This window comes from Streptomyces sp. NPDC005963, from assembly GCF_040638655.1.
Classification (GTDB): Bacteria; Actinomycetota; Actinomycetes; order Streptomycetales; family Streptomycetaceae; genus Streptomyces.
Map to the genome: position 1 here is coordinate 151,930 of NZ_JBEXVD010000015.1, position 25,018 is coordinate 176,947.

The 25,018-nt window shown below is 71.4% G+C and carries 23 protein-coding genes, 1 other RNA gene, 1 pseudogene and 1 riboswitch; of the genes and pseudogenes, 14 read left to right on the forward strand and 11 right to left on the reverse strand.

Going from position 1 to position 25,018, the window contains the following annotated elements; genetic code table 11:
• Positions 1-62 precede the first annotated feature (62 nt).
• Entirely contained in the window at positions 63-1,310 is a 1,248-nt protein-coding gene (locus tag ABZ348_RS20990; RefSeq protein WP_358935166.1) for an MFS transporter, read from the forward strand.
• A gap of 193 nt (positions 1,311-1,503) precedes the next feature.
• Here ABZ348_RS20990 and ABZ348_RS20995 read toward each other — a convergent pair whose 3' ends face one another.
• The 3 genes from ABZ348_RS20995 to ABZ348_RS21005 form a co-directional block, all read right to left on the reverse strand.
• Positions 1,504-2,277, reverse strand: coding sequence for a glycosyltransferase family 2 protein (locus tag ABZ348_RS20995; RefSeq protein ID WP_358935168.1), 774 nt, complete (start codon positions 2,275-2,277; stop codon positions 1,504-1,506).
• 47 nt (positions 2,278-2,324) lie between these two features.
• An RNA gene (gene rnpB / locus ABZ348_RS21000) (RNase P RNA component class A) lies at positions 2,325-2,737 on the reverse strand.
• 78 nt (positions 2,738-2,815) lie between these two features.
• Positions 2,816-4,252 (reverse strand): RNB domain-containing ribonuclease, encoded by a 1,437-nt coding sequence (locus tag ABZ348_RS21005; protein WP_358935170.1) that lies wholly within the window; start codon positions 4,250-4,252, stop codon positions 2,816-2,818.
• 175 nt (positions 4,253-4,427) lie between these two features.
• Here ABZ348_RS21005 and yaaA point away from each other — a divergent pair, with 175 nt between their 5' ends.
• The 4 genes from yaaA to ABZ348_RS21025 all read left to right on the forward strand — a co-directional run bounded on the left by yaaA (position 4,428) and on the right by ABZ348_RS21025 (position 7,990).
• A complete protein-coding gene (gene yaaA / locus ABZ348_RS21010; protein WP_358935172.1) occupies positions 4,428-5,228 on the forward strand; it encodes a peroxide stress protein YaaA in 801 nt (266 codons plus the stop codon).
• 65 nt (positions 5,229-5,293) lie between these two features.
• Entirely contained in the window at positions 5,294-5,911 is a 618-nt protein-coding gene (locus ABZ348_RS21015; RefSeq protein WP_358935174.1) for a bifunctional 4-hydroxy-2-oxoglutarate aldolase/2-dehydro-3-deoxy-phosphogluconate aldolase, read from the forward strand.
• Between the two features lie 281 nt (positions 5,912-6,192).
• Positions 6,193-7,449, forward strand: coding sequence for an SLC13 family permease (locus ABZ348_RS21020; protein ID WP_358935225.1), 1,257 nt, complete (start codon positions 6,193-6,195; stop codon positions 7,447-7,449).
• 37 nt (positions 7,450-7,486) lie between these two features.
• Positions 7,487-7,990, forward strand: a complete 504-nt coding sequence (locus tag ABZ348_RS21025; RefSeq protein WP_358935176.1) for a universal stress protein — start codon at positions 7,487-7,489, stop codon at positions 7,988-7,990.
• A gap of 1 nt (position 7,991) precedes the next feature.
• Here the strand turns inward: ABZ348_RS21025 and ABZ348_RS21030 are convergent, their stop codons facing one another.
• From ABZ348_RS21030 to ABZ348_RS21040, 3 genes are read right to left on the reverse strand one after another with little or no spacing between them, the layout of a single operon-like run.
• Positions 7,992-9,221, reverse strand: coding sequence for a bifunctional RNase H/acid phosphatase (locus ABZ348_RS21030; protein WP_358935178.1), 1,230 nt, complete (start codon positions 9,219-9,221; stop codon positions 7,992-7,994).
• Positions 9,221-9,964, reverse strand: coding sequence for a C4-type zinc ribbon domain-containing protein (locus ABZ348_RS21035; RefSeq protein WP_358935227.1), 744 nt, complete (start codon positions 9,962-9,964; stop codon positions 9,221-9,223). The genes ABZ348_RS21030 and ABZ348_RS21035 overlap by 1 nt, the downstream gene beginning before the upstream one ends.
• Positions 9,961-10,812 carry a Nif3-like dinuclear metal center hexameric protein gene (locus tag ABZ348_RS21040; RefSeq protein WP_358935180.1) on the reverse strand — a complete coding sequence of 284 codons (852 nt, stop codon included), beginning with the start codon at positions 10,810-10,812 and terminating at the stop codon, positions 9,961-9,963. Before ABZ348_RS21040 ends, ABZ348_RS21035 begins: the two co-directional genes overlap by 4 nt.
• Positions 10,813-11,252: 440 nt before the next feature.
• Between ABZ348_RS21040 and ABZ348_RS21045 the strand changes: the two genes are divergently transcribed.
• The 3 genes and pseudogenes from ABZ348_RS21045 to ABZ348_RS21055 all read left to right on the forward strand — a co-directional run.
• The gene (locus ABZ348_RS21045; RefSeq protein ID WP_358935182.1) at positions 11,253-12,473 is read left to right on the forward strand and encodes a hypothetical protein; all 1,221 of its coding nucleotides are present in this window, start codon (positions 11,253-11,255) and stop codon (positions 12,471-12,473) included.
• A 51-nt stretch (positions 12,474-12,524) separates the two neighbouring features.
• On the forward strand, positions 12,525-12,695 hold the full coding sequence (locus tag ABZ348_RS21050; protein ID WP_358935183.1) for a hypothetical protein: 171 nt from the start codon (positions 12,525-12,527) through the stop codon (positions 12,693-12,695).
• Positions 12,696-13,082: 387 nt separating this feature from the next.
• A pseudogene (locus tag ABZ348_RS21055) lies at positions 13,083-13,499 on the forward strand (response regulator); the annotation flags it as partial.
• A gap of 102 nt (positions 13,500-13,601) precedes the next feature.
• Here ABZ348_RS21055 and ABZ348_RS21060 read toward each other — a convergent pair.
• Positions 13,602-15,035, reverse strand: a complete 1,434-nt coding sequence (locus tag ABZ348_RS21060) for an MFS transporter (protein WP_358935185.1) — start codon at positions 15,033-15,035, stop codon at positions 13,602-13,604.
• 112 nt (positions 15,036-15,147) lie between these two features.
• Here ABZ348_RS21060 and ABZ348_RS21065 point away from each other — a divergent pair, with 112 nt between their 5' ends.
• From ABZ348_RS21065 to ABZ348_RS21080, 4 genes are all read left to right on the forward strand, one after another.
• Entirely contained in the window at positions 15,148-15,816 is a 669-nt protein-coding gene (locus ABZ348_RS21065; RefSeq protein ID WP_358935187.1) for a class I SAM-dependent methyltransferase, read from the forward strand.
• A 270-nt stretch (positions 15,817-16,086) separates the two neighbouring features.
• Entirely contained in the window at positions 16,087-17,010 is a 924-nt protein-coding gene (locus ABZ348_RS21070; RefSeq protein ID WP_358935229.1) for an N-acetylmuramoyl-L-alanine amidase, read from the forward strand.
• A 311-nt stretch (positions 17,011-17,321) separates the two neighbouring features.
• The gene (locus ABZ348_RS21075; protein ID WP_358935189.1) at positions 17,322-18,140 is read left to right on the forward strand and encodes a hypothetical protein; all 819 of its coding nucleotides are present in this window, start codon (positions 17,322-17,324) and stop codon (positions 18,138-18,140) included.
• Positions 18,141-18,256: 116 nt separating this feature from the next.
• The gene (locus tag ABZ348_RS21080; RefSeq protein ID WP_358935191.1) at positions 18,257-19,267 is read left to right on the forward strand and encodes an LLM class F420-dependent oxidoreductase; all 1,011 of its coding nucleotides are present in this window, start codon (positions 18,257-18,259) and stop codon (positions 19,265-19,267) included.
• Positions 19,268-19,306: 39 nt separating this feature from the next.
• Here ABZ348_RS21080 and ABZ348_RS21085 read toward each other — a convergent pair whose 3' ends face one another.
• Complete coding sequence (locus ABZ348_RS21085; protein WP_358935193.1) at positions 19,307-19,858, reverse strand: hypothetical protein; 552 nt, start codon at positions 19,856-19,858, stop codon at positions 19,307-19,309.
• Positions 19,859-20,028: 170 nt separating this feature from the next.
• On the opposite strand from ABZ348_RS21085, the gene ABZ348_RS21090 reads away from it, so the two are divergent.
• Positions 20,029-20,322: a hypothetical protein gene (locus tag ABZ348_RS21090; RefSeq protein ID WP_358935195.1), complete on the forward strand. Its 294-nt coding sequence runs from the start codon at positions 20,029-20,031 to the stop codon at positions 20,320-20,322.
• Between the two features lie 43 nt (positions 20,323-20,365).
• On the opposite strand, the gene ABZ348_RS21095 is transcribed toward ABZ348_RS21090, so the two are convergent.
• From ABZ348_RS21095 to ABZ348_RS21105, 3 genes are all read right to left on the reverse strand, one after another.
• On the reverse strand, positions 20,366-21,442 hold the full coding sequence (locus ABZ348_RS21095) for a prenyltransferase (protein WP_358935197.1): 1,077 nt from the start codon (positions 21,440-21,442) through the stop codon (positions 20,366-20,368).
• Complete coding sequence (locus tag ABZ348_RS21100) at positions 21,439-22,170, reverse strand: class I SAM-dependent methyltransferase (protein WP_358935199.1); 732 nt, start codon at positions 22,168-22,170, stop codon at positions 21,439-21,441. Before ABZ348_RS21100 ends, ABZ348_RS21095 begins: the two co-directional genes overlap by 4 nt.
• Before the next feature lie 100 nt (positions 22,171-22,270).
• The gene (locus tag ABZ348_RS21105; protein ID WP_358935231.1) at positions 22,271-23,566 is read right to left on the reverse strand and encodes a glycosyltransferase family 4 protein; all 1,296 of its coding nucleotides are present in this window, start codon (positions 23,564-23,566) and stop codon (positions 22,271-22,273) included.
• Positions 23,567-23,952: 386 nt separating this feature from the next.
• Here ABZ348_RS21105 and ABZ348_RS21110 point away from each other — a divergent pair, with 386 nt between their 5' ends.
• Positions 23,953-24,606, forward strand: a complete 654-nt coding sequence (locus ABZ348_RS21110; protein ID WP_358935201.1) for a TetR family transcriptional regulator — start codon at positions 23,953-23,955, stop codon at positions 24,604-24,606.
• Between the two features lie 264 nt (positions 24,607-24,870).
• A riboswitch (cobalamin riboswitch) is annotated at positions 24,871-24,947 on the forward strand.
• Positions 24,948-25,018: the final 71 nt, after the last annotated feature.

Consider the following 25,018-nt stretch of genomic DNA (forward strand, 5'->3'; position numbering starts at 1 on the left):
GAAGAGCACGGGTGTCCGCTCGCTTGACGTTGACAGTAGTGTCAGGGCCCTACCGTCCGGCCATGACATCTGTTGTGAAGGTCTCTGCTGGTCAGGCTGGTTCCGGGTGGTTGTTGTGCTTGTTCCTGACGACGTTCGTGATCGGGACGGATGACTTCGTGATCGCGGGGATGCTCCCCGAGATCGCATCGGACCTGAACGTCAGTGAAGCAGCGGCGGGTCAGTTGGTCACGGTGTTCTCCGTGACCTACGCGATCGCCGCCCCGCCCTTGGCGGTCGCGACCGCCCGTCTGCCCCGCAAGCCCGTCATCGTCGGTGGGCTCGCCGTCTTCGCCCTGGCCAACGCCATCACCGCCCTCGCTCCCCACCACACCGCACTGACCGTCATGCGCGTCCTCACGGCGCTGATCGCCGCGACCATCACGCCGGCCGTCTTCGCGCTCGCCGCGCGCGCCTCCGCACCGGAACGCGTCGGCCGGGCCATGGGCACCGTCGCCGCAGGGCTCACCGTCTCCCTCTTCATCGGCGTCCCCGTCGGCACCCTCCTCAGCTCCGCCCACGGCTGGCGCGTCACCTTCCTGGCCGTCGCCCTCGCCAGCACCGCCGTCGCCCTCGTTTCCCTCCGTATCCTTCCGGCCCTACCGGGCGCCCCGGAGATCGGCGTACGCCAACAACTGCGGGCCCTTTCCCGCCCCGCCGTTCTCCTCTGTGTCGCCGGCACGGTGCTCGGCGCCTCCAGCGGACTGATGACCTACACCTACATCGCACCCCTCACCCATGACCTCACCGGCCGCGACGGCTCCGTCCTCGCGCTGTTCATCTCCGTCATCGGCGTCTCCGGCGCCCTCGGGACCTATCTGTGCGGACGCCTCACCGACCGCTGGGGGTCCGACCGCACTCTGATCACCACCTTCACCGGGCTGGTCACGGCAACCGCCGCGCTCGCCCTCATCGGGACCCTCACCCACGGGGCGCCGATCTGGCTCGTCGTCATCGTGCTGGCCGTCTGGGGCTTCACGGGATGGGGCTTCAACCCGCCCATGAACGCCCGCGCACTCGAACTCGCCAGGGGCGCCGAAGCCGAAGCCGTCGCCCTCAACACCAGCGGTCTCTACCTCGGAATCGCCGTGGCCGGTGCTCTCGGAGGTTGGGCGCTCAGCCACCACGACGGCACCGGCGTCGCCGTCACGGCCGCCGCGGTCGGCGTCGTCGCCGCCCTGGTGATCGTCGCCTCGGTCCACCGCTACCCGACGGCCGCACCGGTGCAAAGCCCCTCCACCGGACGGAAGCCGATCCGGTCGACCTCATGACACCGTGGGGGTGTCATGACGTCATGCCGCACCGAGCACAGTCACCGAGGCGAATTGGGCCAAGGCCGTCGCCCACCAGCGGGCCACGACTCACATCCAGTCAGAAAAGGCCCTCGCCCGGGTGGGCGGCGGTGGCGTACGGATGGCCCTGGCCGGACGGGCGTTCGGCCCTCAAGAGCTTCCGCAACACCCTTCAGATACGCGAGTTGCGCAGTGACTGCCACGCAGCGCCGGCCAGCGCACGCGTCGACCGGGGGACCGACAGACCCTCGTGCTCGCGGTACAGCTCCCAGTTGTACCGGACCAGCGACAACTTGTTGGAGGACAGCGATCCCGCCTGGTGGGACCTGTACACGGCAAGCGGCTCGCGCAGACCCCGGGCATCAGCGCCTTCGCGCATGATCGACAACCACAGGGCGTAGTCCTGCCGCTTCCGCATCTCCGGCATCAGCCGGGTGCCCAGGACGGTGCGGTCGTACATGGCGGTCAGAGCCCCGATGTAGTCCCGGACCAGCATCGCGCGGTAGTCCACGTGTTCCCGAGCAGCGATCACGCGCCCGTTCGGGACGAAGTCGGTGCTCTCGCCCGCGTAGTCGGCGTCCATCTTGAAGTACGAGGTGAAGGTCAGGGGCGCACTGCCCGCCGCAGCGAATGCGATCTGCCGCTCGGTCTTCTCCGGAAGCCACATGTCGTCACTGTCGAGAAAGGCGATGTAATCCCCGCGCGCCCGCTCGATGGCGAGGTTCCGTGCCCGGCCGGCACCGCCTTGTTCCGGTGCCGATGCCGGCAGGACCCGCTCGTCCTGCCGGGCGAACTCCATGAGCAGGTCCATGGAGTCGTCGGAGGACTTGTCATCCGTGACCAGGAGCTCCAGGTCGACATGGGTCTGCGAAAGCACCGACCGGACCGCTGCGCCGAGGGTCGTTGCCGAGTTGTACACGGGCATCACGACAGACACCAGGGGCACAGCGCTTCTCCTTACCGCAGATCTGCCGGCCAGAAGCCGTTGGGGGGCAGACGAGTCGGGCTGTACGCCGGATTTTGTGCCCCGGGACCTCGCGGTCGTCGGGGCGACGGCCATCCATCTAGGACCGGTGTTGCCACCGGCCTCGTGCGGTCTACCCGCGGACTCGGGCGGGCAGCCCTCGAACGTCCGCGCAGAGTGGCCTGTTACAGCCTCTCCTCTTGACCTTGCTCCGGGTGGGGTTTACCTAGCTGCCCAGGTCACCCTGGGCACTGGTGGTCTCTTACACCACCGTTTCACCCTTACCGAGGCCCGTACGAATACGGTCCCCGGCGGTTTTTTTTCTGTGGCACTGTCCCGCGGGTCGCCCCGGGTGGCCGTTAGCCACCACCCTGCCGTGTGGAGTCCGGACGTTCCTCGGGAAGAGCCCGAAGGATCTTCACGCGGCCGTCCGCCCGGCTCGTCTGCCGTGCTGGCCATCGTACCCGCCGTGATCGGGCGATCGGGCACGGGCGACCGGGCGCGGCCGGCGCAGCGGCGGTCAGGCGGGGACGAACAGTGCCTTCGCCGTGCCGGGGGACGCCTGGGTGAGACGGACCCGCAGGGGTTCGCCGAGGGGGAGTTCGCGGTCGGCCTCGATGCGTCCGACCACGGCCGGGTCCGTCAGATGGACGGTGCCGACCGTGGGCTCGTTCTCCTTGACGTCGACCACGACCGCGTCGAACTCCTCCCCCACGCGACCGCTGAGGAGCGCGGCCTCGACGAGGTCCACGCACTCGCGTTCCACCGTGTTGGCGCGCCGGGAGCCCTCCGCCATCCGGCCCGGGAGGCTCTCCAGTGCTTCCAGTACCCATTCCGGTACGCCCTGTCCCCCGCAGGCGGCGACACAGAGTTCGCCCGTGTACCGGTCCACCAATCTGCGCAGGGGTGCGGTGCAGTGGGTGTACTCGTGGGCCACCGCCGCATGGACAGCCTGCGAGGGCAGTCGGCCGCCGGTGAAGACGGTGTAACCGGCGCCGCGGAGGAGGGTGGTGCAGTCCTGGAGGAAGGCGGCGTGGCGGGCGTCGCGCGGGTCGAGGGAGCGGATGACATCGGCGTACGAGACGTGGTGGGGCCAGTCGATGTGCAGGGCCAGTGCGGAGCGTCGCAGCCGGGCGACGGCGCCGTCGGGGGCGGTGGGGAGGGTGCGGAGGACACCGGTACCCGACTCGATCATGATGTCGGCCGCGGCCATGCCGGTCATCAGCGAGATCTGTGCGTTCCAGCCCTCCGCGGGGGGCGGGGTGCGGTACTCCAGGGCGTAGTGGCCGTCCTGGCCGGTGATCTCCTGTTCGGGGACGTTCAGGGAGATCCCGCCGCGTTCGCGCTCCAACTCCTCCCGCAGCAGGCCGATGTCCCGGAGCAGGGCGAGCGCGGTGGGTGCGGTGCCGTCGTCGATCAGGCGCCGGGCGGTCGCGTAGTCGAGTCGGGTCCGGCTGCGGACCAGGGCGCGGTGCACTTCGGCCGAGCGGGTACGGCCTTCGGCGTCGAGGTCGAAGCGCCAGAGCAGGGCGGGCGCGGTGTGTCCCGGCAGCAGGCTGGCCGCGGCGTGGGAGAGGGCCGGTGGGTGCAGGGGTACGGAGCCGTCCGGGAAGTAGAGGGTCTGGACCCGGCGCCGGGCTTCGGTGTCCAGGTGGCCGCCGGGTGTGACGAAGGCGGCCACGTCGGCGATGGCGTAGTGGACCCGGTAGCCGCTGCCGTGGCGGGCGAGGTGCACGGCCTGGTCGAGATCGGCGGAGCCGGGTGGGTCGATGGTGAAGAGGGGGAGGTCCGTGGCGTCGGTCCGTGGTAGCCGAGGGGCTTCGGCGGCGGTGCGGGCCTCGGCGAGTACGGCCGGTGGGAAGTCGTCGGGGACCCCGAGTTCCGTACGCAGTTCACGCAGCGCGACCTGGAGCGGGGCGCTCGGCGGGCCCGTGGTGTGCAGGGGGCGGCGGGGCATGGTTCGAGGGTAGGGCGGGGCGGTGCGGTCGGCACTCCGACTGCGGGGCCGCCCCCGAAGGGGCTCGTGCCCGGCCGGTGGCGGCGCCGGGGTGACGGGTGCGGCGCGTACGCTGGCGCGAGGGTCTTCGCCCTCTACCTGCCCCTGTTCACCGTGCGCCGTGAGGAGAACGTTCGTGCTCGTGCTGTTGCCGCCGTCGGAGGGAAAGGCCGCGTCCGGGCGCGGCGCTCCGCTGAAGCCCGAGTCGCTCTCGCTACCGGGGCTGTCCGGGGCGCGGGCCGCGGTCCTGGACGAGTTGGTGGAATTGTGCGCGGCCGACGAGGTCAAGGCCCAGCGGGTGCTCGGGCTCAGTGAGGGTCTGCGGGGCGAGGTGGCCAAGAACGTGGTGCTGCGGTCCGCGGGCACCCGGCCGGCCGGTGACGTCTACACGGGGGTCCTCTACGACGCATTGGGTCTGTCGTCGTTGGAGCCGGATGCCAAGCGCCGGGCGCGGGCGTCCCTGCTGGTGTTCTCCGGGCTGTGGGGAGCGGTCCGGATCGGGGACCGGATTCCGTCGTACCGCTGTTCGATGGGGGTGAAGCTGCCGGGTCTCGGTTCGCTCGCCGCGCACTGGCGGGGGCCGATGGAGTCGGTGCTGCCCGAGGTGGCGGGCCGGGGGCTGGTGCTGGACCTGCGCTCGGCGGCGTATGCGGGGGCGTGGAAGCCGAAGGGTGAGGTGGCCTCTCGTACGGCGACGGTGCGGGTGCTGCACGCGCAGATCGTCGACGGGGTGGAGCGGCGTTCGGTCGTGAGTCACTTCAACAAGGCGACGAAGGGGCGGATCGTGCGGGACCTGATGGTGTCGGGGGCTCGCCCGAAGGGTCCGGCGGAGTTGGTGGAGGTGCTGCGGGAGCTCGGGCACACGGTCGAGGCCACGGCTCCCGAGGGGAAGGGGCGCCCTTGGGCGCTCGATGTGGTGGTCTCCGAGATCCACTGAAAGCGGCATTGCGCTCTGCGCAACGGGCGTTGCGTTCTGCGCGAGGGGGAAGGCAGGATGAGCGCATGACCTCCGTCCTTGATCTCGCACCCGTCGTCCCCGTCGTCGTCATCGAAGACGCCGATGACGCCGTGCCGCTCGCCCGAGCCCTCGTCGCGGGCGGACTGCCCGCGATCGAAGTGACACTGCGGACGCCCGCCGCGCTGGACGCCATCAAAGCGATCGCGGCCGAAGTGCCGCAGGCGGTGGTCGGTGCCGGCACGGTGATCTCCGCCGAGAACGTACGGGCCGCGACCGACGCCGGCGCCCGGTTCCTGGTCAGCCCGGGTTGGACGGATCGGCTGCTGGACGCGCTGCGGGCGTCCGGGGTGCCGTTCCTCCCCGGGGTCTCCACGGTGTCGGAGGTGGTGGCCCTGCTGGAGCAGGGGGTGGACGAGATGAAGTTCTTCCCGGCCGAGGCGGCGGGCGGCACCGCCTATCTCCGCTCCATCGCCGGCCCACTGCCCCGGGCGCGCTTCTGCCCGACCGGTGGGATCTCCCCCGCCAACGCCGCCTCCTATCTGGCACTCCCCAACGTGGGCTGCGTCGGCGGCACCTGGATGCTGCCCCCGGACGCGCTGGCCGCCAAGGACTGGGCCCGGGTGGAGGAACTGGCCGCCTCCGCCGCCGCACTGCGCAGCTGAGGCGGTCCGCCCCGGTCGACCCCGGACGACCGCCCGCACGGATCGCCACCCGGCCCCGCGTCCGCCAACGGCCGAGGTCGCTCCCGAACGGCGTTCACCGGCTCTGGAAGACTCCCCTCCATGTCGAAAGCCCCTGCTCCGCGCTCCGGAACGAGCGCCGCCGACCGTGATCGTGTGGGACGCACCCGTGGGCGGGGCCCGGGGGCTTCCGCCTCGGCAGTGACCGCACCGAGCCGTGTCTCCCCGGTCGGCGCACACCGTTCGCCGTTCCGGGCACGACCCTGAGCGGGGCCTGGGCGACCGCGCTCGCCGCACTCCTGCTGGTCGTCGTGCTCCTCGCCGCCGTCGTCCGCCCCTGGGGCTGGCCCGAGGCCGTCATCGCCGTACCCGCCGCGGTCGTCGCGATCGCCACCGGCCTGCTGCCCCTGGACCGGGCGTGGCAGGAAGCGGAACAACTCGGGCCCGTGATCGGGTTCCTGGCCGCGGTGCTGGTCCTCGCACAACTCTGTGACGACGAGGGCCTCTTCCGGGCGTGCGGGGCGTGGATGGCGCGCGCCGCCCGCGGACATCCGCGGCGGCTGCTCCCCCAGGTCTTCGTGGTCGCGTCCGCCGTTACCGCCGTGCTCAGCCTCGACGCCACGGTCGTACTGCTGACCCCGGTCGTCTTCGCCACCGCCGCCCGGCTCGGCGCACGACCGACCCCGCACGTCTACGCCTGCACCCATCTGGCCAACACGGCGTCCCTGCTGTTGCCGGTCTCCAACCTCACCAATCTCCTCGCGTTCGCCGCGAGCGGGTTGAGCTTCACCCGGTTCGCCGCGTTGATGGCGCTGCCCTGGCTCGCGGCGATCGCCGTGGAGTACGTGGTGCTGCGCCGCTTCTTCGTCACCGATCTGGACGCGGGGGCGAGCCCTCCCGCCGCCGTCGAGGCCCCTGCGGTGCCGGTGTTCGCGCTGGCCACGCTGGCGGGCACGCTCGCCGGTTTCGTCCTGGCATCGGCGGTCGGCATCGGCCCGGCCTGGGCGGCGTTCGCGGGGGCCGCAGTGCTCGCCGTACGGGCACTGGTCAAGCGGCGCACCACGGTACGGGCCCTGGTGCGTTCGGCCGCGGTGCCGTTCCTCGCCTTCGTGCTGGCCCTGGGGATCGTGGTGCGCGCGCTCGTGGACCACGGGCTGGCGGACGCCCTCGGCCGGTTGATGCCGAGCGGGACCGGCCTCGCCGCGCTGTTCACGATCGCCGCGCTGGCGGCCGTGCTCGCCAATGTCATCAACAACCTGCCCGCGGTGCTGGTGTTGCTGCCGTTGGCCGCCGCGATCGGCCCGGCCGCCGTTCTCGCGGTGCTGCTGGGGGTCAACATCGGCCCCAACCTCACGTACGCGGGTTCGCTCGCCACGCTGCTGTGGCGACAGATCGTCCGGGACCACGACAGCGATGTGGACCTGGGCGAGTTCACCCGGTTGGGGCTGCTCGCCGTGCCTGCCACGCTGACCGTCTCCGTCCTGGCACTGTGGGCCTCGCTGGCGGTCATCGGCGTCTGATCCGCGCCGCCGGCGGGGTCTTCAGCGGAGGTGTGACATGGCGGTGGTCGCCTGGATCGTCGAAGGCACCTGGCCCGCGTGCGTGGACGCCGTCCGGCGGTACGAGGCCGGGCGCGCGGCGTCGGAGGTCGTCCTGTTGCACGTCTCGGGGCCTCAGGTCCCGGGAGTGGCCCGGGGCGCGTACGCCGGGCTGTTGGGGCGGGGCCAGCGCGAACCGGACCCCGGGGAGCGACTGGCCGATCTGGCGGCGCGGTCGGCCGACCGGCTGCTGTCACAGGCCGCGGAGCGCCTCGACCGCCCCTGCACCCGGTGGGAGCGCACCGGCCGGGTGGAGCGGGAGGTGGTGGCCGCCGCCCGTGGGGCCGAACTGCTCGTCCTGGCCCGGGACGGCGACCGGGACCGGCCGGGGCCGCACAGTCTGGGGCCGGCGAGCCGGTTCGTCGTGGACCACGCGCCCTGTCCGGTGCTGCTGGTGTGGCCCGGGCCGGTGGACACGGATCTGCCACCGGATCCCGAGCCGCCGCCACCGCCACCGCCGTGAGCTAACCCCGGAGGTGCGAGGTGTCGTTCAGCAGCCGTACGGATGCATTGCCGTCCGCGTAGTACGCGACGGCCGACACCGAGGCGGCCGAGAGCTCCATCCGGAACAGGGACTCGGGCGGTGCCCCCAGCGCCAACCGGACCAGGGTCTTGATCGGTGTGACATGGGTGACCAACAGGACCGTACGGCCGGCGTACCGGGACAGCAGCCGGTCCCGGGCGGACACCGTGCGCCGGGAGACGGCGGCGAAGCTCTCGCCACCGCCCGTCGGCGCGGCCTTCGCGGAGGCCAGCCAGGCCGTCAGGTCGTCCGGGTACCGCTCCTGCACCTCGGCGAAGGTCAGCCCTTCCCAGGCGCCGAAGTCGGTCTCCCTCAGGCCGTCCTCGACATGGACGTCGAGGCCGAGTTCCTCGGCGACCGCTGCGGCCGTCTCCCGGCAGCGCCGGAGGGGGGAGCTGACGACGTCCTGGACGGTGCCCCTGGCCAGCAGCGCGGTCGCCACGGCCCGTGCCTGCCGTCGGCCCGCATCGGACAGTGCGGGATCGGTGCCGCCGCTGCCCGAGAAGCGCTTCTGGGGCGTCAGTGCGGTCTCGCCGTGGCGGAGCAGGACGAAGGTGGTGGGTGCGCCGAGGTCGGCGGACGGACCCCAGCCGACCGGCGGTGGCGCGGGCGCCTCGGCCACGGAACCCGCCGGCTCGACGGCGTGCCCGGACAGCGCCGCACGCGCCTTCGCGGCACCGGCCGCCGCATCGCCCACCACCCTGGCCGGTACGTCGAGTTCGGCCGTGGAACGAGCGGGCTCCCACTGCCGGCCGGCCTTGCCGGCGTCCATCGCCTCGTTGGCCAGGCGGTCCGCGTGCTTGTTCTGCGCACGCGGGATCCACTCGTAGCTGACGGCCGACCGCGGAAAGACGCCGCCCGCCTCGGCCGCCAGCGGCTTCATATCGGGGTGCTTGATCTTCCAGCGCCCCGACATCTGCTCGACGACCAGCTTGGAGTCCATCCGGACGTGGACGGCGGCATCGGGCGCCAGCGCGTGCGCGGCCCGCAGACCGGCGATCAGACCGCGGTACTCGGCGACGTTGTTCGTCGCCACGCCGATGTACTCGGCGGCCTCGGCGAGCGTCTCACCGGTGCCCGCGTCGATCACCACCGCGCCGTACCCGGCCGGTCCCGGATTGCCCCGGGAGCCGCCGTCGGCCTCGACGACGAACTTCCGTACGGCGGTCACTACAGCCCCGACTCCTGGGTGCGGACCAGGATCCGACGGCAGTTCTCGCAGCGCAGCACCGTGTCGCGGGGCGCGGCCCGCACTTCGTTGACCTCGGTGATGTTCAGCTCCAACTGGCAGCCCTCGCAGCGGCGCTGGAAGAGACGGGCGGCGCCGACGCCGCCCTGCTGCACCCGGAGCTTCTCGTACAGCTTCAGCAGATCGGCCGGGACGACGGCCGAGATGGCCTCGCGCTCCTTGGTCACCGCCGCTGCCTCGTCGTCCAGCTCCTGGGTGGCGCTGTCCCGGCGGGCGGTCACGAGGTTGGTCTTGGCCTCGACGGCGGCGACGCGGTCGGTCAGCTCCTTGACCCGCTCCTGGGCGGTCTCACGGCGTTCCATCACGTCGAGGACGATGTCCTCCAGGTCGCCCTGGCGCTTGGCGAGGGAGACGATCTCGCGCTGGAGGCTCTCCAGGTCCTTGGGGGAGCTGACCGCGCCGGAGTCCAACCGCTGCTGGTCGCGTACGGCGCGCTGACGCACCTGGTCCACGTCCTGCTCGGCCTTCGTCTGCTCGCGGGCGGTGTCGCTCTCCTGCGTCTGGGCGGCGACCAGCAGGTCGCGCAGCTGGGCGAGGTCCTTGGTGAGCGAGTCGATCTCGGCGTGCTCCGGCAGCGACTTCCGCTTGTGGGCGAGCTGCGACAGTCGTACGTCGAGGGCCTGGACGTCGAGGAGTCGGATCTGGTCGGCGGGCGCGGCGTTCAGTTGGGGGCTCCAGGAGAAGAGAGACGTGAGGAGAGTTGGGAGGTCCAGGGATCGGTGACCGTGCGGGAGACGTGGACCCGCAGGTCCCAGCCGTGCCGGTCGGAGATCTCGTCGAGTTGGCTGGCCGCGAGTTCGCACCAGGGCCATTCGGTGGCCCAGTGTGCGGCATCCACGAGGCCCAGCGGGGAGTGCTGGGTGGCCTCGGAGACGGGATGGTGACGTAGATCGGCGGTGAGGAAGGCGTCCACGCCTGCCGCCCTCACCACGTCGAAGAGGCTGTCGCCCGAGCCGCCGCTCACGGCGACCGTGTGCACGACGGCGTCGGGATCGCCCGCGAAGCGGATTCCCTGGGCGGTGGCGGGCAGTCGCTCGGCGGCGCGGGCGGCGAACTCCGCCAGGGACTGGGGGTGGTCCAGTTCACAGATGCGGCCGAGCCCGCGGCGCCCGGAGGCATCGGTCGGGTCGGGCACCAGGGGCCGTACGACCCGCAGGTCGAGAGCGCCCGCGAGGGCGTCGGAGACACCCGGATCGGCGGTGTCGGCATTGGTGTGCGCGACGTGCAGGGCGATGTCGTTCTTGATCAGCGTGTGGATGACCCGGCCCTTGAAGTGGCCGGCGGCGACCGTCGTCGTACCGCGCAGATAGAGCGGGTGGTGGGTGACGATCAGCTGTGCCCCGATGTCCACCGCCTCGTCCGCGATCTCCTGGACCGGGTCGACGGCGAACAGCACCCGCTGCACCTGTGCGCCGGGGTCACCGCAGACGGTGCCGACGGCGTCCCACTGTTCGGCCCGCGCGGGTGGCCACAGGGCGTCGAGGGCGTCGATGACTTCAGAGAGGCGGGGCACGCAGACAGGTTACCCGCGCCGGGTGCGGCGCTGGTCCTGAGCTCTGGAGAGCGGCAGGAGGACGCTGCGGGCTGCCCGCGGCCCACGGGTCGACGGCTCGGGCGTCGCCTTGGTGGACGGCCGCGCGGTCCGGCCGGGTGAGGGCAGGACGGGAGGCGTCGGATCGGGTGCGCGTTCGCTTCGGGAACGGGCCTTCGGGCTGTGGAAGCCGTGGTGCGTCCGGTCCTCGAAACCCTGCGGAGCTGGGGTGGAGCCCCGGGAAGGCCATGACTGGGGCGGATGGGCCGCCATGCGGGGACATCTGGACGCGGCCGGAGCACAAACGGTTCCGCGGCCATCGGCGATTCGCCGTCCCGCCATCCATATGTGTGAACGAGGAGGACTCGCGAGGTTCGGTTGGGCGTGCGAAATCTAGCTTCGTGACCGGAGGTGACGAACCGATGACAGCCTGTGCCATCGAGTCCGCCGCGCAGGACACGGCGCCGGAAGCATTTCGTACGCGTGCGGTATCGACCGCGTTCACGATCACGGCGAACGGCTCCTACGGAGCACGACTGGCGGGAGCGGGTGAGGCCCTGTTCCCCGAGCGGTGGGCGCTCCGGGGGTCCGCACCGCACGCCGTTCCGCTGCCACTGGCCCAGCCCGAAGAGGCGGGCACCGACCTTCAGCCGCTCGCCAACGGCCAGGTGCTGATCCGGCGCCCGGTGGGCGGGCGGCACCTCTTCTCCCTGCTCTACCCGGCCGGACAGGGCACGGGAGAACTGCCGATCGGCGCGGTCGAGACACCCGAATCACCAGACCTCGCGCTCCTTCCCCCCGCACCTGACGGGCGCCGGGCGTACGCGATCGCCCCCGGGGAGCGGGCGTCCACGATCTGGCTGGTGGCGGGCGGCGCCTTCGGACCCGAGCGGGTGGCCGTCGTGCCCGGACACTGCTCCGGCGGGGTGTGGCTGGATCGCGAAGGGCGCGTGCTCGCCCTGGACCGCCGGCTGGACGGAGGGCCGCGCAAGGCGGTGGCCGTGGACCTGGGGCGCGCCGGCGAAGTGACGCCGCTGCTCCAGGTCGCGGACGGCAGCGAGGACCGGCTCCTGCTGGCCGATGTCGACAGCGGTCTGCTCCTGATCAGGTCGAACGCTCCGGGACGGGACCGGCTCGGCTGGGGCGTCTGGGGAAGCGGCCTGCCGGTGCGGTTCCCCACGTCCCTGCAACCGACCGATCCTGCGGCCACCGTGACCCCGTTCGCCCTCCAGCCGGGACGGTTGCTGACGCCGGAGCGCTGCGCGGTGGCGTTGTGTATCCGGGCCGCTGACGGCGGTACGCACCTGGGGGTCTGGCGGCCCGAGGGGCGACGGCTCCATCTGCGGCCCGGGCCCGAGGGCTGGTTGGCCGGTGCGGGCTGGTGGGATCCGAACGGTGTGCTGGGACTGCCGGTGTCGACCCCGGGGATGCCGTGCGCCATCGCCAGGATCGGCACGGCGAGCGTGTTCACCGACGGTCGGGGAGCAGGGGACGGGCCGTCCGGCGAGGTGCAGGATCAGGACGCCAGGGGCGTGGTGGACGCCCAGCGGACCGTGCGCCTCGGGGGTACGGGCGGGCCGGAGGGCTATCGACCGATCCCGTTGCAGCAGGCACCGCTCGGTGGACGCATCGGCCCTGGTTAGACTTTTCGCCCTCAAAGTCATTCAACGACTACAACGGGGGGTCAGTCCCACATGTCTGAAGCCGGAACCGACACGATCGAGACGCCTGCGCACGAGGCGACGGGGTCTGCGGCCAACGGCGCCGGAAAGCACCGGGGGGTAGCGGCTGCTGCGGAGGACTCCGCAGCAGAGCCGCACGGCAAGCACCGCCGCCAGGGACCGTCCGGCGCGGCGACGAGCTGATGAGCTGATGAGGAAGGGCCCCACGACCAGGGGCCCTTCGACTGGAGTCCGGTGCTCCCGTGCCCGCGCACGGGAGCACCGGTCCCGGTGGGGCCACGATCGGGTCGGTCGTCGGGTCCGCCTCTGGACACGGTGGGCGATGCGGTCCGGCCGTACCGGGACCGGCATGCACCCTCCCGTACGAACCGTGAAAGAGCCTGAACTGACCTGGCGTCAGTCCTGATCGGGCTCCGTCTCCCCTGTCCTCATCGCATGGACCACCGCGCACTCCACTGCCCTGGGCGGGTGCGTGGAAGGGGGCTTCGCCAGCTGAGTTCACCCGGTGATGACGGAGGCGTCCTCCCAGGTCGTGGCGGTTCCGCCACCTACGATGACGCCGTGGAAGAGATGCCTCGGGACCATCGCCCCGCGCCGTCGTTGCGCATCCTGCTCGCCGAGGACGACAGCGGGCAGCACGGCGCACTCGCCCTGCTCCTCGGGCTGGTGCCGGGCTTCCATGTGGTCGCCGAAGTGAAACGGGGCGACGAGGTGGTCCGAACGGCTCTGGAGACCCGTCCGGACGTCGCCCTGTTGGAGGTCGAACTCCCCGGGCTGAGCGGGCTGGACGCCGCAGCGGCGCTGCGGGAGGAAGTGCCGGAGTGCCGGGTGGTGATCCTGGCGACCTCGGCCCGCCCCGGCCAACTGGCCCGGGCCTTGGCCGCCGGGGTGTCGGGCCTGCTGGTGAAGGACGGTCCGGTGGAGGACCTGGCCCGGGCGGTGCGCAGCGTGCTCACGGGCGAGGTGGTGATCGATCCGGCGTTGGCGGGGGGCGAACTCGACGGGGAGCCACAACGCTGACCGCCCGTCGACTCCGGCCATCCGGAGTCCATGACCACCAGCACAAACCCGTGGTCCTACTCCGTGCGCTCAGGGGGCGTCCGTCCGACGCGGCAACCACAGGGCCATCAACACGGCTCCGGTCAGCAGCAAACCCGCGCCCACCCGAAAGGCGAGCGCGTACCCGTCGGTCAGATCGGCCGCGGCCGTACTGTCCCCCGTGCGGGAGGCCGCGACCGTCGAGAAGATGGCGAGCCCCAGGGCGCCGCCCATCGTGCGCGAGGTGTTGATCAGCCCGGAGACCAGACCGGAGTCCCCCGGCCCCGCTCCGGCCATCGCGAGCGCGGCGAGCGGGGTGGCCGAGAGGCCGATGCCCATCATCATCAGCACGCCCGGAATCATGATCGCCACGAGATAGCCGCCGTCGGCGGTCATGGTCGACTGCCAGCCGAGACCGACCGCGGCCACCAGTGCGCCGATGACGGCGATGTTCGCCGCTCCGGCCCGATGCATCAGCCGGGGCGCCAGCGTCGATCCGACCACGACGGCGACCGAACTGGGGATGAGGGCCAACCCCGCCTTCAGGGGCGAGTAGTCCAACACGTTCTGGGCGTACATCGTCATGAAGAACCACATGGTGAAGGATGCCGAACCGATGATCATCATCGTGGCGTTGGCCGCGGTGACCGCTCGTGAGCGGAACACCTTCAACGGCATCAACGGAACGGCGGTACGGGCCTCCACCAGGGCGAACACCCCCAGCACCACAAGACCGCCCAGCAGCGGCACCAGCGTCTCGCCGGTGGCCCAACCGGCCTCTTCGGTCTGGACGATGCCGTAGGCGACCGCGGCCAGACCTGCGGTGACCAGGACCGCGCCGGGCAGATCGAGACGGCGGCTCACACTCTCACGGCTTTCGGTGAGCCAGATGGCAGCGCCGACGATGACCAACGCACCGACCGGCACGTTGATGAGGAGCACCCAGCGCCAGGAGAGCAGATCGGTGAGTGCGCCGCCCACGAACCCGCCGGCCGCTCCGCCCGCGGCGCCCACCGCCGACCAGGTGCCGATCGCCCGGGTCCTGGCCGGGCCCGCGGGCACGGCCGAGGTCACGATGGTGAGGGTGGCCGGCGCGAGGACCGCCGCGCCGAGGCCCTGCACGGCCCGGGCTGCGAGCAACTGCCAGCCCTCCTGCGCCAGTCCTCCGACGAGGGAGGCGACGGTGAAGAGACCGAGGCCGAGGAGGAAGGTCCGTTTGCGCCCGAAGATGTCGGCGGCCCGACCGCCGAGGAGCATGAATCCGGCGAAGGCGATGGCGTAGGCGTTGAGCACCCATTGCAGGCCGGCGGTGGAGAGCCCGAGGTCGGCGCGCATGGACGGCAGGGCCACATTGACGACGGAGACGTCGAGGACGACGAGGAACTGCCCCGCGCAGGCGGCGAAGAGGACGAGGAAGGTGCGCGCGGGACGGGGTGTGGGGGTGGATATGCGGGTCTGCTGAAGACGTGAGGGGGCTGGGACCATGGTGGCCATGGTCCCAGCCGCGCACCGGCCGGCACATCCGGATATCGGTGTACGCGGGCGATGCGGCAGCATGGGCGGCTGAACACCCGTACGACCAGGAGGATCCCCACCCATGGCCGCCGCAGCGCTCACGCAGGACCCCGCCGCACCCGCCCAGGACGTCCTCGCCGCCTTCGCCGGCACCAAGGGGTTCATGCCCCTCTCGGAGGGACTGGCCCTGTACGAGGCCGCGACGGACGCGGCAGCGCTCGGGCTGCCGCTGCTGGAGGTCGGGACCTACTGCGGGCGCTCGACGATCCTGCTCGCCGCAGCAGCGCGGGCGGCCGGGGTGACGGCCGTCACGGTCGACCACCACCGGGGCAGCGAGGAGCAGCAACCGGGCTGGGAGTACCACGACCCTTCGGTCGTCGATCCCGAACTGGACCGCATGGACACCCTGCCGGCGTTTCGGCGTGCGCTGTACCGGGCGGGTCTGGAGGAGCACGTGGTGGCGGTGGTCGGCCGCTCCCCGCAGGTGGCACGGCTGTGGGGGACCCCGCTCGGGCTGGTCTTCATCGACGGCGGACACACCGACGAGCACGCGGGCGGCGACTACGACGGTTGGACGCCGCACCTCGCGGACGGCGGACTGCTGGTGATCCACGACGTCTTCCCCGACCCGGCGGACGGCGGACAGGCCCCGTACCGGGTGTACCGCCGTGCGTTGGAGTCGGGCGGGTTCGCGGAGGTCTCGGCCACGGAGTCGCTGCGGGTCCTGCGCCGTACCAGTCGGCTCGGCTGAGTCGGTGGCACCGGTTGCCCCGGGGGCGGGGCTCGGGGCTCGGGGCTCGGAGTCGGGGGGCGGGGCCGGAGTCGGGGGGCGGGCTCGGGCTCGGGGCCCTGAGTCGGGCACACCCATCAGTCCCACGGTGCACAACGGCATCGGCGGACCGCCACCGGAGGCGTCCGACGCGCCCGACGCGCCCCTCTGATGTCCCGTCGAACCGGCCCGAACCGCCGGTGAGGCCCTACGATCGCCGACGTGCCGCACGACGAGACCGCAGCAACGCCCATGCCGGCCGCTCCCAGGCGCCGCCGGCCTCCCGGAGTCCTCATCGCCCTCGCGCTGAGCATCGTCGCCCTGGTGGTGGGTTCGCTGACGGGCTGGTTGCTGTCGCGGTCCACGGACGGTCCGTCCGACGCCAAGGGCCCGTCGGGTGCCGCTTCCGGCTCCGCGGCCCCCGCGCCGAAGGAACCGACCGCACCCACGGCCGACGCCGGATCGCCGTCGTCTTCGGCGCCGCCCGGTGGTGAGGCGCGGGACCGGCTCGCGGGCAGGACCGTGGTGATCGACCCGGGGCACAACCCCGGCAACTTCCAGCACCCCGAGGAGATCGGACGGCTGGTCGACGCGGGAACCCACCGCAAGGAGTGCGACACCACCGGCACCTCCACCAACGCGGGTTACACCGAGGCCGAGTTCACCCGGGACGTTTCACAACGTCTGCGCGAGCTGTTGGAACGGCAGGGTGCGCGGGTCTCCTTCACCCATGACGGCGACCGGCCCTTCGGCCCCTGTGTGGACGAACGGGCCCGCCGCGGCAACGAGGCGAAGGCGGACGCGGTCATCTCGGTCCACGCGGACGGCTCCGACCGGGGCAATCGCGGCTTCCACATGATCCTCCCCGGCCCGGTCGCCACGGGCTCGGCGGACACCACGAAGATCCTCGGTCCCTCCCGTGAACTCGGCGAGCGCATTGCGGACGCCTTCGCCCGCACGACCGGCAGCTCCCGATCGAACTACGTCGGCAACGGCAGTGGTCTGCACGTCCGTACGGATCTCGGCGGGCTCAATCTGTCCACCGTGCCGAAAGTCTTCATCGAGTGCGGCAACATGCGCGACGCCCACGACGCGGCGCTGCTGACCAGCCCCCGCTGGCGCCAGTTGGCCGCCCAGGGCATCGCCGCGGGCATCCAGGACTATCTGATGAAATGACCTGCTCAGCCGGAGTGCGCCTCCCCTCGACCCACTGTGGAGCGCAGACTTCGGCGAGTTGTTCGCACCGTGCACACGGGCGTTCGATCCGCTGTTCCATCACGCCGGTCGCGGGTTCCGATAGCGTCTCGATCAGGCCGCTGATCAGAGGCGGGTGCCGTCACCTGGCAGACGTCCTGATCGGGCAGAGGATAGATTCACCCTACGATGGCACGTCACCCCCGAGCCATGTGCTGCACACACCTCCTCCAGCGGCAGCGATGACCGCCCGTTGAGATGACCGACAGACGACCGACAAAGGACTTCGTTACGTGAACATCCGCTCCCTCACACGAGGCGATGGCGTGGTGATCGGAGCAGCCGTACTGCTGTTCATCGCCTCGTTCCTCAGCACGTTCGACTGCGAGGCCACGTGCGGAGAGATTTCCGCCTGGGACAGCGGGTCCCTGCTCCTCAGCGTCTATCTGGCCGGCATCATCAGTGCGGCGCTGATCGTTCTCTCCCATCTGCTGCCCCGGCCGCCCAAGGTGCTCGGCCTGGAACTCGGCCAGATCGGTCTCGTCCTGGCCGTCTTCACCGCCTGGTCCGCCCTCGGCGCGATCTTCGACCCGGCGGGCTCGCTCAGTGACGGCGGCATCTCGTTCGACGCGGGCGCGGGCCTGATCCTCGGCTTCATCGCCGCGCTGGTGCTGGCCGCGGGAGCGGTCGGCAACCAGTTGATCGCCCCGCTCAAGGCCCCGCTGATCGGCGCCCCGCGCCCGGCGGCTCCCACCGCCCCCTACGGCGGTCAGCCGCAGGGCGGTTACGGCTACCCGGGTGCCCAGCAGCAGCCCTACCCGCAGCAGGGTCAGCCGCAGCAGCCCCAGCAGAGCCAGCAGCCTTCGTACGGTGGTCAGCCGCAGCAGGGTCCCGCTGCGGCCCAGGGCGGGGGCGACTTCGCTCCGTTCTGGTTCGCGGTGCCCGTCGCCCGTCCGCTGTACAACGAGGACGGCTCTCCCACGCCGATCGCCGAACTCGCGCCCGGTACCTGGTACCTGGCCGTCGACCAGCGCGGTCAGGGTCTGATCGCCCAGACCCAGGACGGCCGCCGCGGTCTGCTCCAGGACACCACCGGCATCCAGCGCGGCTGAGCTCCCGCGCCTTCGATGGCCCTCCGCCCTTTCTGGGGCGGAGGGCCATTGCCGTTACCGGATCACTGACATAGCCTGACGCCTCGTCAAAAACCCTTGTGGGTAGCGGAGGTGCCATGCGACTGGGACTCGCTCTCGGCCATTGGGGCCGTGGACCGACCCCCGGCCATCTCGATCTCACCCGCGAGGCCGAACGCATCGGCTACGACTCGGTGTGGACGGGCGAGACCTGGGGGTCCGATGCCTTCACACCGCTGACCTGGATCGCCGCCCACACCTCACGCATCCGGTTGGGTACCGCTGTCGCCCAGATGTCGGCCCGCACCCCCATCGCGACCGCGATGCACGCCCTCACCCTGGACCACCTCTCGGGCGGGCGGATGATGCTCGGGCTCGGACTGTCGGAGCCCCCGGTGGTGGAGGGCTGGTACGGACGTCCGTTCCCCGCGAGTCCCCTGACCGCGACCCGCGAGTACGTGGAGGTCATCCGCCAGGCGCTGCGGCGCGAGGCCCCCGTGGAGTTCGACGGCCGCTATCACCGCCATCCCCACCCCGGCGAGGGCGGCACCGTCCTGGCCGAACCGCTGAAGTCGATCACCCATCCGCTCCGCGGCGACCTGCCGATCCTGCTGGGCGCCGAGGGCCCGAAGAACATCGCACAGACGACCAGGATCGCGGACGGCTGGTTGCCGTTGTACTGGTCGCCGCTGCGGATCGATGTGCACAAGGAGTCGTTGAACGGCTTACGCGACGGTTTTGTCGTCGCCCCGATGGTCCGGGCCCAGGTCTGCGACGACGTCTCGGAGGGGCTCGTACCGGTCAAGGCGATGCTCGGCTCCTTCCTCGGCGGCACGGGCCACACCACCGGTGCCTTCCACGCCGATCTGATGGCGCGCATGGGGTACGAGTCCGAGGCCCGGCACATCCGGAGCCTCTTCGCCCAGGGGCGCAGACGGGAGGCGGTCCTTGCGGTCCCGGACGCCTTCGCCGATGAGATATCGCTGGTCGGGCCGAGGGAACGCATTGCCGAACGGCTGGAGTTGTGGTGTTCGGGCCCGGTGACGGACCTCCTGTTGAGCTCGCCGGACCTCCAGACGCTCAGGGTGTTGGCGGAGTTGGTGCTCTGATCCCGCGGGGGCGGTGCGGCTCGCGGTTCCCGTCCCCGCTCAGCCGCCGCCGAGTTGGGACAGGTCGGGCACCTTCTCGGTGATCTTCACACCGGCGTCCTGGCCCGCCTTCTTCACATCGTCGATGACGTCCTGGAAGGCGTTGATGTCCGAGGCGCTCGCATCGCCGTCGCGGATCTTGGTGCCGAGGTTCTTGAGCGAGTCGATGCCGGCGGTCAGGGGCGCGACCGCCTTCGACAGCAGTTCGTCGCCCTGGGCGTTCTTCACCGCGGCTTGCAGCCGGTTGTAGGCGAAGGCTCCGGCCAGACCCGCCTTCACCAGCGTGAAGGTGCGGCCGTCGGCCCCCTTGGCGAATCTTCCGTCGCGATAGGGCTTGACGATCCACTGGTAGATCGCGCCCGCGGCGAGTGAGGCGTTCGCGACGAACTTGGTCTTGGCGAACTCCTGCGCCTGCGTCGAGCTGGTGGAGCTCGGCGACGTCGACGAGGACGAGCCGGAGCCGTTGTCGTCACCGCAGGCCACGGCCCCGCCCAGCAGTGCACAGCACAGCGCCAACGCGGCCAGGGCGCGGCGTACCGGATGTCGGAACACGGCAGACCTCCCTGAGGGACTGTTCTGGCAGCGTCACCCGATCGGCCGCATTCCGCCACTCGGGCGAGCCCGTGCAGGTGAACGCGCCGGACGGGATGGCCACCGGAACGGCAGGCGTCCGGGAGCGAAAAGACGGGTTTCACAGTCGCACAAGCGGCAACACGAGGGCCATGAGTCCTCGTCATCGCAATGGAACGCACCAGGCCGCGACGGTCATAGCGATCGTCGCGGATGTCATGGCCCTGATCCTCGGGTTGTGGATCTTGATGTATCTCCTGGACGCCAATCGGGCCAACGACCTGGTTGCGCTCGTCCAGGACTGCGCCCACTGGCTTGCGGGCTGGTCGTACGACCTGTTCACCTTCGACGCCGCGTGGGCCCGTGTGGTCGCCGGCTACGGTCTGGCCGCGGTGGTGTACCTGTTCATCGGGCACGCCATCGCCGGACGGCTCCGCCGACGCTGACCGGCCGACGCGCCCGCCTCCGGGAAGGGGCTGGGGACAGCCCTCAGCAACATCCCGGAGGCAGGCCGCGCGGCAGTCGTTCCCCTCCGAAGACCGCGGTGGTCGCCTCATCTCCCCCGAGGGCGGCCACCGCCAACAGCAGTGAACCCGCCGTCCATGTGGTCCGCTCCTCGGGCCACACCGCACGGTTGCCCTCGAAGACGTACCCCGTCCAGTACATCCCGTCGTCCGCCCTCAGGTGCGCTATCGACTGGAGGACGTCCAACGCCCGGTCGGACTCCCCCATCGCCCAGAGCGCGAGGGCCAGTTCACAACTCTCACCGCCGGTGACCCACGGGTTGGGCAGTACGCAGCGCACCCCGAGACCGGGCACCACGAACTCGTCCCAGCGCTCGGCGATCCGCGCGGTGGCCTGGGCCCCGGTGACCGCGCCGCCCAGGATGGGGTAGTACCAGTCCATGGAGTAGTGGCTCTTGTCGAGGAAGCGCTCGGGGTGGTGGCCTATCGCGTGCTCCAGGGCACCGGTCGCCAGCTCCCAGTCCGGCTGCGGTTCCTCGCGTTCGTCGGCGATCGCCAGCGCACAGCGCAGGGCGTGGTGGATCGAAGAACTGCCCGTCAGGAGCGCGTCCATGACCGACGCGCCCCCCGCTTCCGGTGCCTCCTGCTTCCAGCCGATCTGACCGCCCGGCAGTTGGTGGCCCAACACGAACTCGACCGACGCGTAGACCGTCGGCCACATGCGGTCCAAGAAGCCCTCGTCGCCGGTGGCGAGGTAGTGGTGCCAGATGCCGACGGTCGGATAGGCGCAGAAGTTGGTCTCCCGGGCCCGGTCGACGGGCTGTTCGGCATCGCCGTCCCGGTAGGCCGCGTACCAGGAGCCGTCCTGGTTCTGGTGCCGCTGGAGCCATGCGTACGCCCGGGCCGCGGCCTCGTGCTCACCGGCCGCGTCGAGTGCCATGGCCGCCTCGGTGTGGTCCCACGGGTCGAGGTGGTGTCCGGGGAACCACGGGATCGCGCCGTCCTCGCGTTGGATCGCACGCACGCCCGCGACGGTCTCATCCGCCTGCTCGGCCGTGAGCACCCCGGGCAGGACGAGGTGTTCGATCCGAGGGGTGGTCACGCCGTGGTCCGGGGCAGTTGGGGCTTGGTCGCGTAGGCCACGAAGCTCTTGCCGATCAGTGGGTTGAGCGCCCGCTCGGCAAGCCGGGTCGCCAGGGGTTTCTTCATGATGTCCCACACCAGGAGTCGGTGGTACGCCTTCACGGGCAGGACCTGGTCGTTGTCCACGCCGAAGGCGCACTTCAGCCACCAGTAGGGGCTGTGGAGCGCATGGGCGTGATGCGTTCCGTAGGGGACGAGCCCGGCTTCTTCGATCCGGGTCAGCAGTTCATCGGCCTTGTAGATGCGGATGTGCCCGCCTTCGACCTCGTGGTACGCGTCGCTGAGGGTCCAGCAGATCTTCTCCGGGCCGTAGCGGGGCACGGTGATCGCGATCCGGCCGCCCGGTTTGAGGACGCGGACCATCTCGGCGAGAACGCCCTTGTCGTCGTGGATGTGTTCCATCACCTCGGAGATGATCACGACGTCGAAGGACGCGTCGGGGAAGGGGAGTTGGAGCGCATCGCCTTCCATCGCCGTGGCGGTGGCGCCCGCGGGTGCCTCCCCGGCCTCCTTCATGGCGGCGAACCAGGTGGCGACCTCGCGGATCTCCTCACCGTTGCGGTCGACCGCGACGACCTGTGCACCGCGGCGGTAGCACTCGAAGGCGTGCCGGCCTGCGCCGCAACCGAGGTCGAGCACGCGGTCGCCCGCAGCGAGGGGGAACCGGGAGAAGTCGACGGTCAGCACGGAATCCAGCCTTCGCGGTCGAGGGGGGTCGGGGGCAGCAGCAACGGCCAGGACACGCAGCACCGTCGCGGGAAGCAGGGGGTCCGGGCGGCGGACGAGATCACCGGATGGTCCTCGCGATCGCCGCCCGGTACAACTCGACCGTGCCCTGCGCCGCCTTTGCCCAGGTGAAGCGTTCCAGCACCCGCTGCCGTCCGGCCTCCCCGAGTCGGGCCCGCAGCGCGGGGTCCGACAGCAGTCGACCGAGCGCGGTGGAGAGTGCGCCGGCATCGCCCGGCGGTACGGCGAGACAGGTGCGGCCGTCGTCCCCGGCCACCTCGGGGATGGCACCGCCCGTGGTCGCGACCAGCGGGGTCCCGGTGGCCATGGCCTCGGCCGCGGGCAGGGAGAACCCCTCGTACAGGGACGGTACGCAGGCCACCTGCGCGCTGCGGACCAGTTCGACGAGTTCGGGGTCGGAGATGCCCTTGACGAACTCGACCGCGTCGCCGAGCCCGTAGCGTTCGATCAGTCGGGCGACGGGCCCGTCCTCGGCGCGCTTGCCCACGACCACCAGATGGGCGGCGGGGTGTTCGGTGCGGACCTTGGCCAGCGCCTCCACGAGGTGGACGAGGCCCTTGAGGGGTACGTCGGCGCTGGAGGTGGTGACGATCCGCCCGGGCACCTCGGGGACGGCGGGATCCGGCGCGAAGAGGTCGGTGTCGGCGCCGATGTGGACGACGTCGATGCGCCGCTGCGGCACTCCGAGGTGCTCGACGATCTCGGCCCGGGAGGTCCCCGACACGGTCAGGACGGAGGGCAGCCGTCGGGCGACGCGCTTCTGCATCCGGGTGAAGCCGTACCAGCGGCGCACGGACGCCCGCCTGCGCCAGTCCGCGGCGGCGTCCAGGTCCAGTCGACGGTCCACCGTGATCGGGTGGTGGACGGTGGTGACCAGGGGGGCGCCGAGGTCCCGCAGCAGCCCGTAGCCGAGGGTCTGGTTGTCGTGGATAACGTCGAACTGGCCTCGGCGCGCGGCCAGATGGCGGCCGGCGCGCAGGGAGAACGTGAGCGGTTCGGGAAAGCCGCCGGTCCACATGGTGGCGACTTCGAGCCCGTCGATCCAGTCGCGGTACTCGTGGCGGCCGGGGGTGCGAAAGGGGTCGGGGCTGCGGTACAGATCGAGGCTGGGCAGTTCCGTGAGCACCACGCCGTCGTCGAGGACGGGGTAGGGCTGGGCGCCGATGACCTCGACGCTGTGCCCGAGGCGGGCCAACTCGCGCGACAGGTGCCGTACGTAGACGCCCTGGCCGCCGCAGTAGGGGTTGCCCTTGTAGCTGAGCAGCGCGATGCGCAGCGGCTTGTCGCCGGGGCCTTCGGCGGGGGGCGCGGGTGCGGTCGAGCCGGGGTGGAGCACGGCGGGGGCGACGGCAGCGGGGTGCGCGGCGGCCGGTCGGGTGGGTCCGGGGGCTTCGGCGGCAAGTTGACCGGTGCGCCGGTGGGGCCCTGAAGGCGACCCCGAACCCGAATCCGACCCCGAACCCGACCCTGAGTCGGGCCTCCGATGAGGGCCGGCCTCAATGGCCTCAGCGGTCACTCGGGGCCCCCTTCTGGCTGCGTTTCGCGCGAGCGTAACCGCTGGCGCTAATGTAGAACAAGTTTCAGACTTGATCGTCCAAGGATTCGAATCTACCCGCAGGTAGTCCCGCTGTAAGGACCGGATCAGGTGATTCGCGCCACGGCGGAAGCGCTGGTGGGCCGGGCGCCCACGGCTGCTTCGAACAGGACAAATGGAACGGACACATGACAGTCTCAGCCAAGCCGCCCGGGCCGGTGGCCACACCCCTGACGGAGCGCCAGGAGGCGCGCCGCCGCCGCATCCTGGACGCCGGCGCCCAACTGGCCGGCCGGGGCGGGTTCGACGCGGTGCAGATGAGAGAGGTCGCCGAGACGTCCAGCGTCGCGCTCGGGACCCTCTACCGGTACTTCCCGTCCAAGATCCATCTACTGGTCGCCGTCATGCGGGACCAGCTCGACCATCTGCACACCACCTTGCGCAAGCGCCCCCCGGCCGGGGCCGGCCCGGCCGAGCGGGTCACCGAGACACTAATGCGCGCCTTCCGTGCCCTCCAGCGGGAACCGCAGCTCGCGGACGCCATGGTGCGCGCGCTGACCTTCGCGGACCGCAGTGTGAACGCCGAGGTGGACGGGGTCTCACGGCAGACCACGGCGATCATCCTGGACGCCATGGCGGTGGACGACCCCTCGGCGGCACAACGCTCCGCGGTCCGGGTGGTGGAGCACACCTGGCACGCGGCGCTGATCGCCTGGCTCTCGGGCCGGGCGTCCATCGCCCAGGTGAGGACGGACATCGAGACGGCCTGCCGGTTGCTCGGACCGCCTCCGTCGGTGCCGTCGGCGGCGGGCGGGGCCGACAGGACAGGGCGGGCCCGGTAGGTCGGCCTGATCTGACGGGTCGATCGAGGCGCCGCACCCGGTCCCGGCCCGGGCGGAAGACGCACACCGGGCCCGGCCCGGGCGATCCGCAACCACATCCGCACCCCGAAGCAGAAGGGGCGCGGACACGGGGTTCCAGCCCGCGAGGCCGGGAGTGCGGCCGGGTCGACCGGTGTGAGCAGCCACTCCCCGCCCAGCGGAGATGGGCGCTCCGCCCCTTCCACCGCCGCCGGTACAGTAAGCAGGTCGTCATCACACCCGTACAGGGGGAAGCCGGTGCAAATCCGGCACTGACCCGCAGCCGTGAGCCGCCACACCAACAGCGGTGAGTCGGAATGCCCTGTACGCGGCCGTGACCGGCTTGCGCCACCGGCACCCGCCGGTGACCGGCACCGTCGAGGAATACGGAACC

Excerpts from the sequence above, each read along its gene's own strand:
- ABZ348_RS21070 (WP_358935229.1), top strand. The coding sequence starts at position 16,087 with ATGCCGGCCGCTCCCAGGCGCCGCCGGCCTCCCGGAGTCCTCATCGCC.
- ABZ348_RS21065 (WP_358935187.1), top strand. The coding sequence starts at position 15,148 with ATGGCCGCCGCAGCGCTCACGCAGGACCCCGCCGCACCCGCCCAGGAC.
- ABZ348_RS21060 (WP_358935185.1), bottom strand. The coding sequence starts at position 15,035 with ATGGTCCCAGCCCCCTCACGTCTTCAGCAGACCCGCATATCCACCCCC.
- ABZ348_RS21005 (WP_358935170.1), bottom strand. The coding sequence starts at position 4,252 with ATGCCCCGCCGCCCCCTGCACACCACGGGCCCGCCGAGCGCCCCGCTC.
- ABZ348_RS21015 (WP_358935174.1), top strand. The coding sequence starts at position 5,294 with ATGACCTCCGTCCTTGATCTCGCACCCGTCGTCCCCGTCGTCGTCATC.
- ABZ348_RS21045 (WP_358935182.1), top strand. The coding sequence starts at position 11,253 with ATGACAGCCTGTGCCATCGAGTCCGCCGCGCAGGACACGGCGCCGGAA.
- ABZ348_RS21110 (WP_358935201.1), top strand. The coding sequence starts at position 23,953 with ATGACAGTCTCAGCCAAGCCGCCCGGGCCGGTGGCCACACCCCTGACG.
- ABZ348_RS21080 (WP_358935191.1), top strand. The coding sequence starts at position 18,257 with ATGCGACTGGGACTCGCTCTCGGCCATTGGGGCCGTGGACCGACCCCC.
- ABZ348_RS21025 (WP_358935176.1), top strand. The coding sequence starts at position 7,487 with ATGGCGGTGGTCGCCTGGATCGTCGAAGGCACCTGGCCCGCGTGCGTG.
- ABZ348_RS21090 (WP_358935195.1), top strand. The coding sequence starts at position 20,029 with ATGAGTCCTCGTCATCGCAATGGAACGCACCAGGCCGCGACGGTCATA.
- ABZ348_RS20990 (WP_358935166.1), top strand. The coding sequence starts at position 63 with ATGACATCTGTTGTGAAGGTCTCTGCTGGTCAGGCTGGTTCCGGGTGG.
- ABZ348_RS21050 (WP_358935183.1), top strand. The coding sequence starts at position 12,525 with ATGTCTGAAGCCGGAACCGACACGATCGAGACGCCTGCGCACGAGGCG.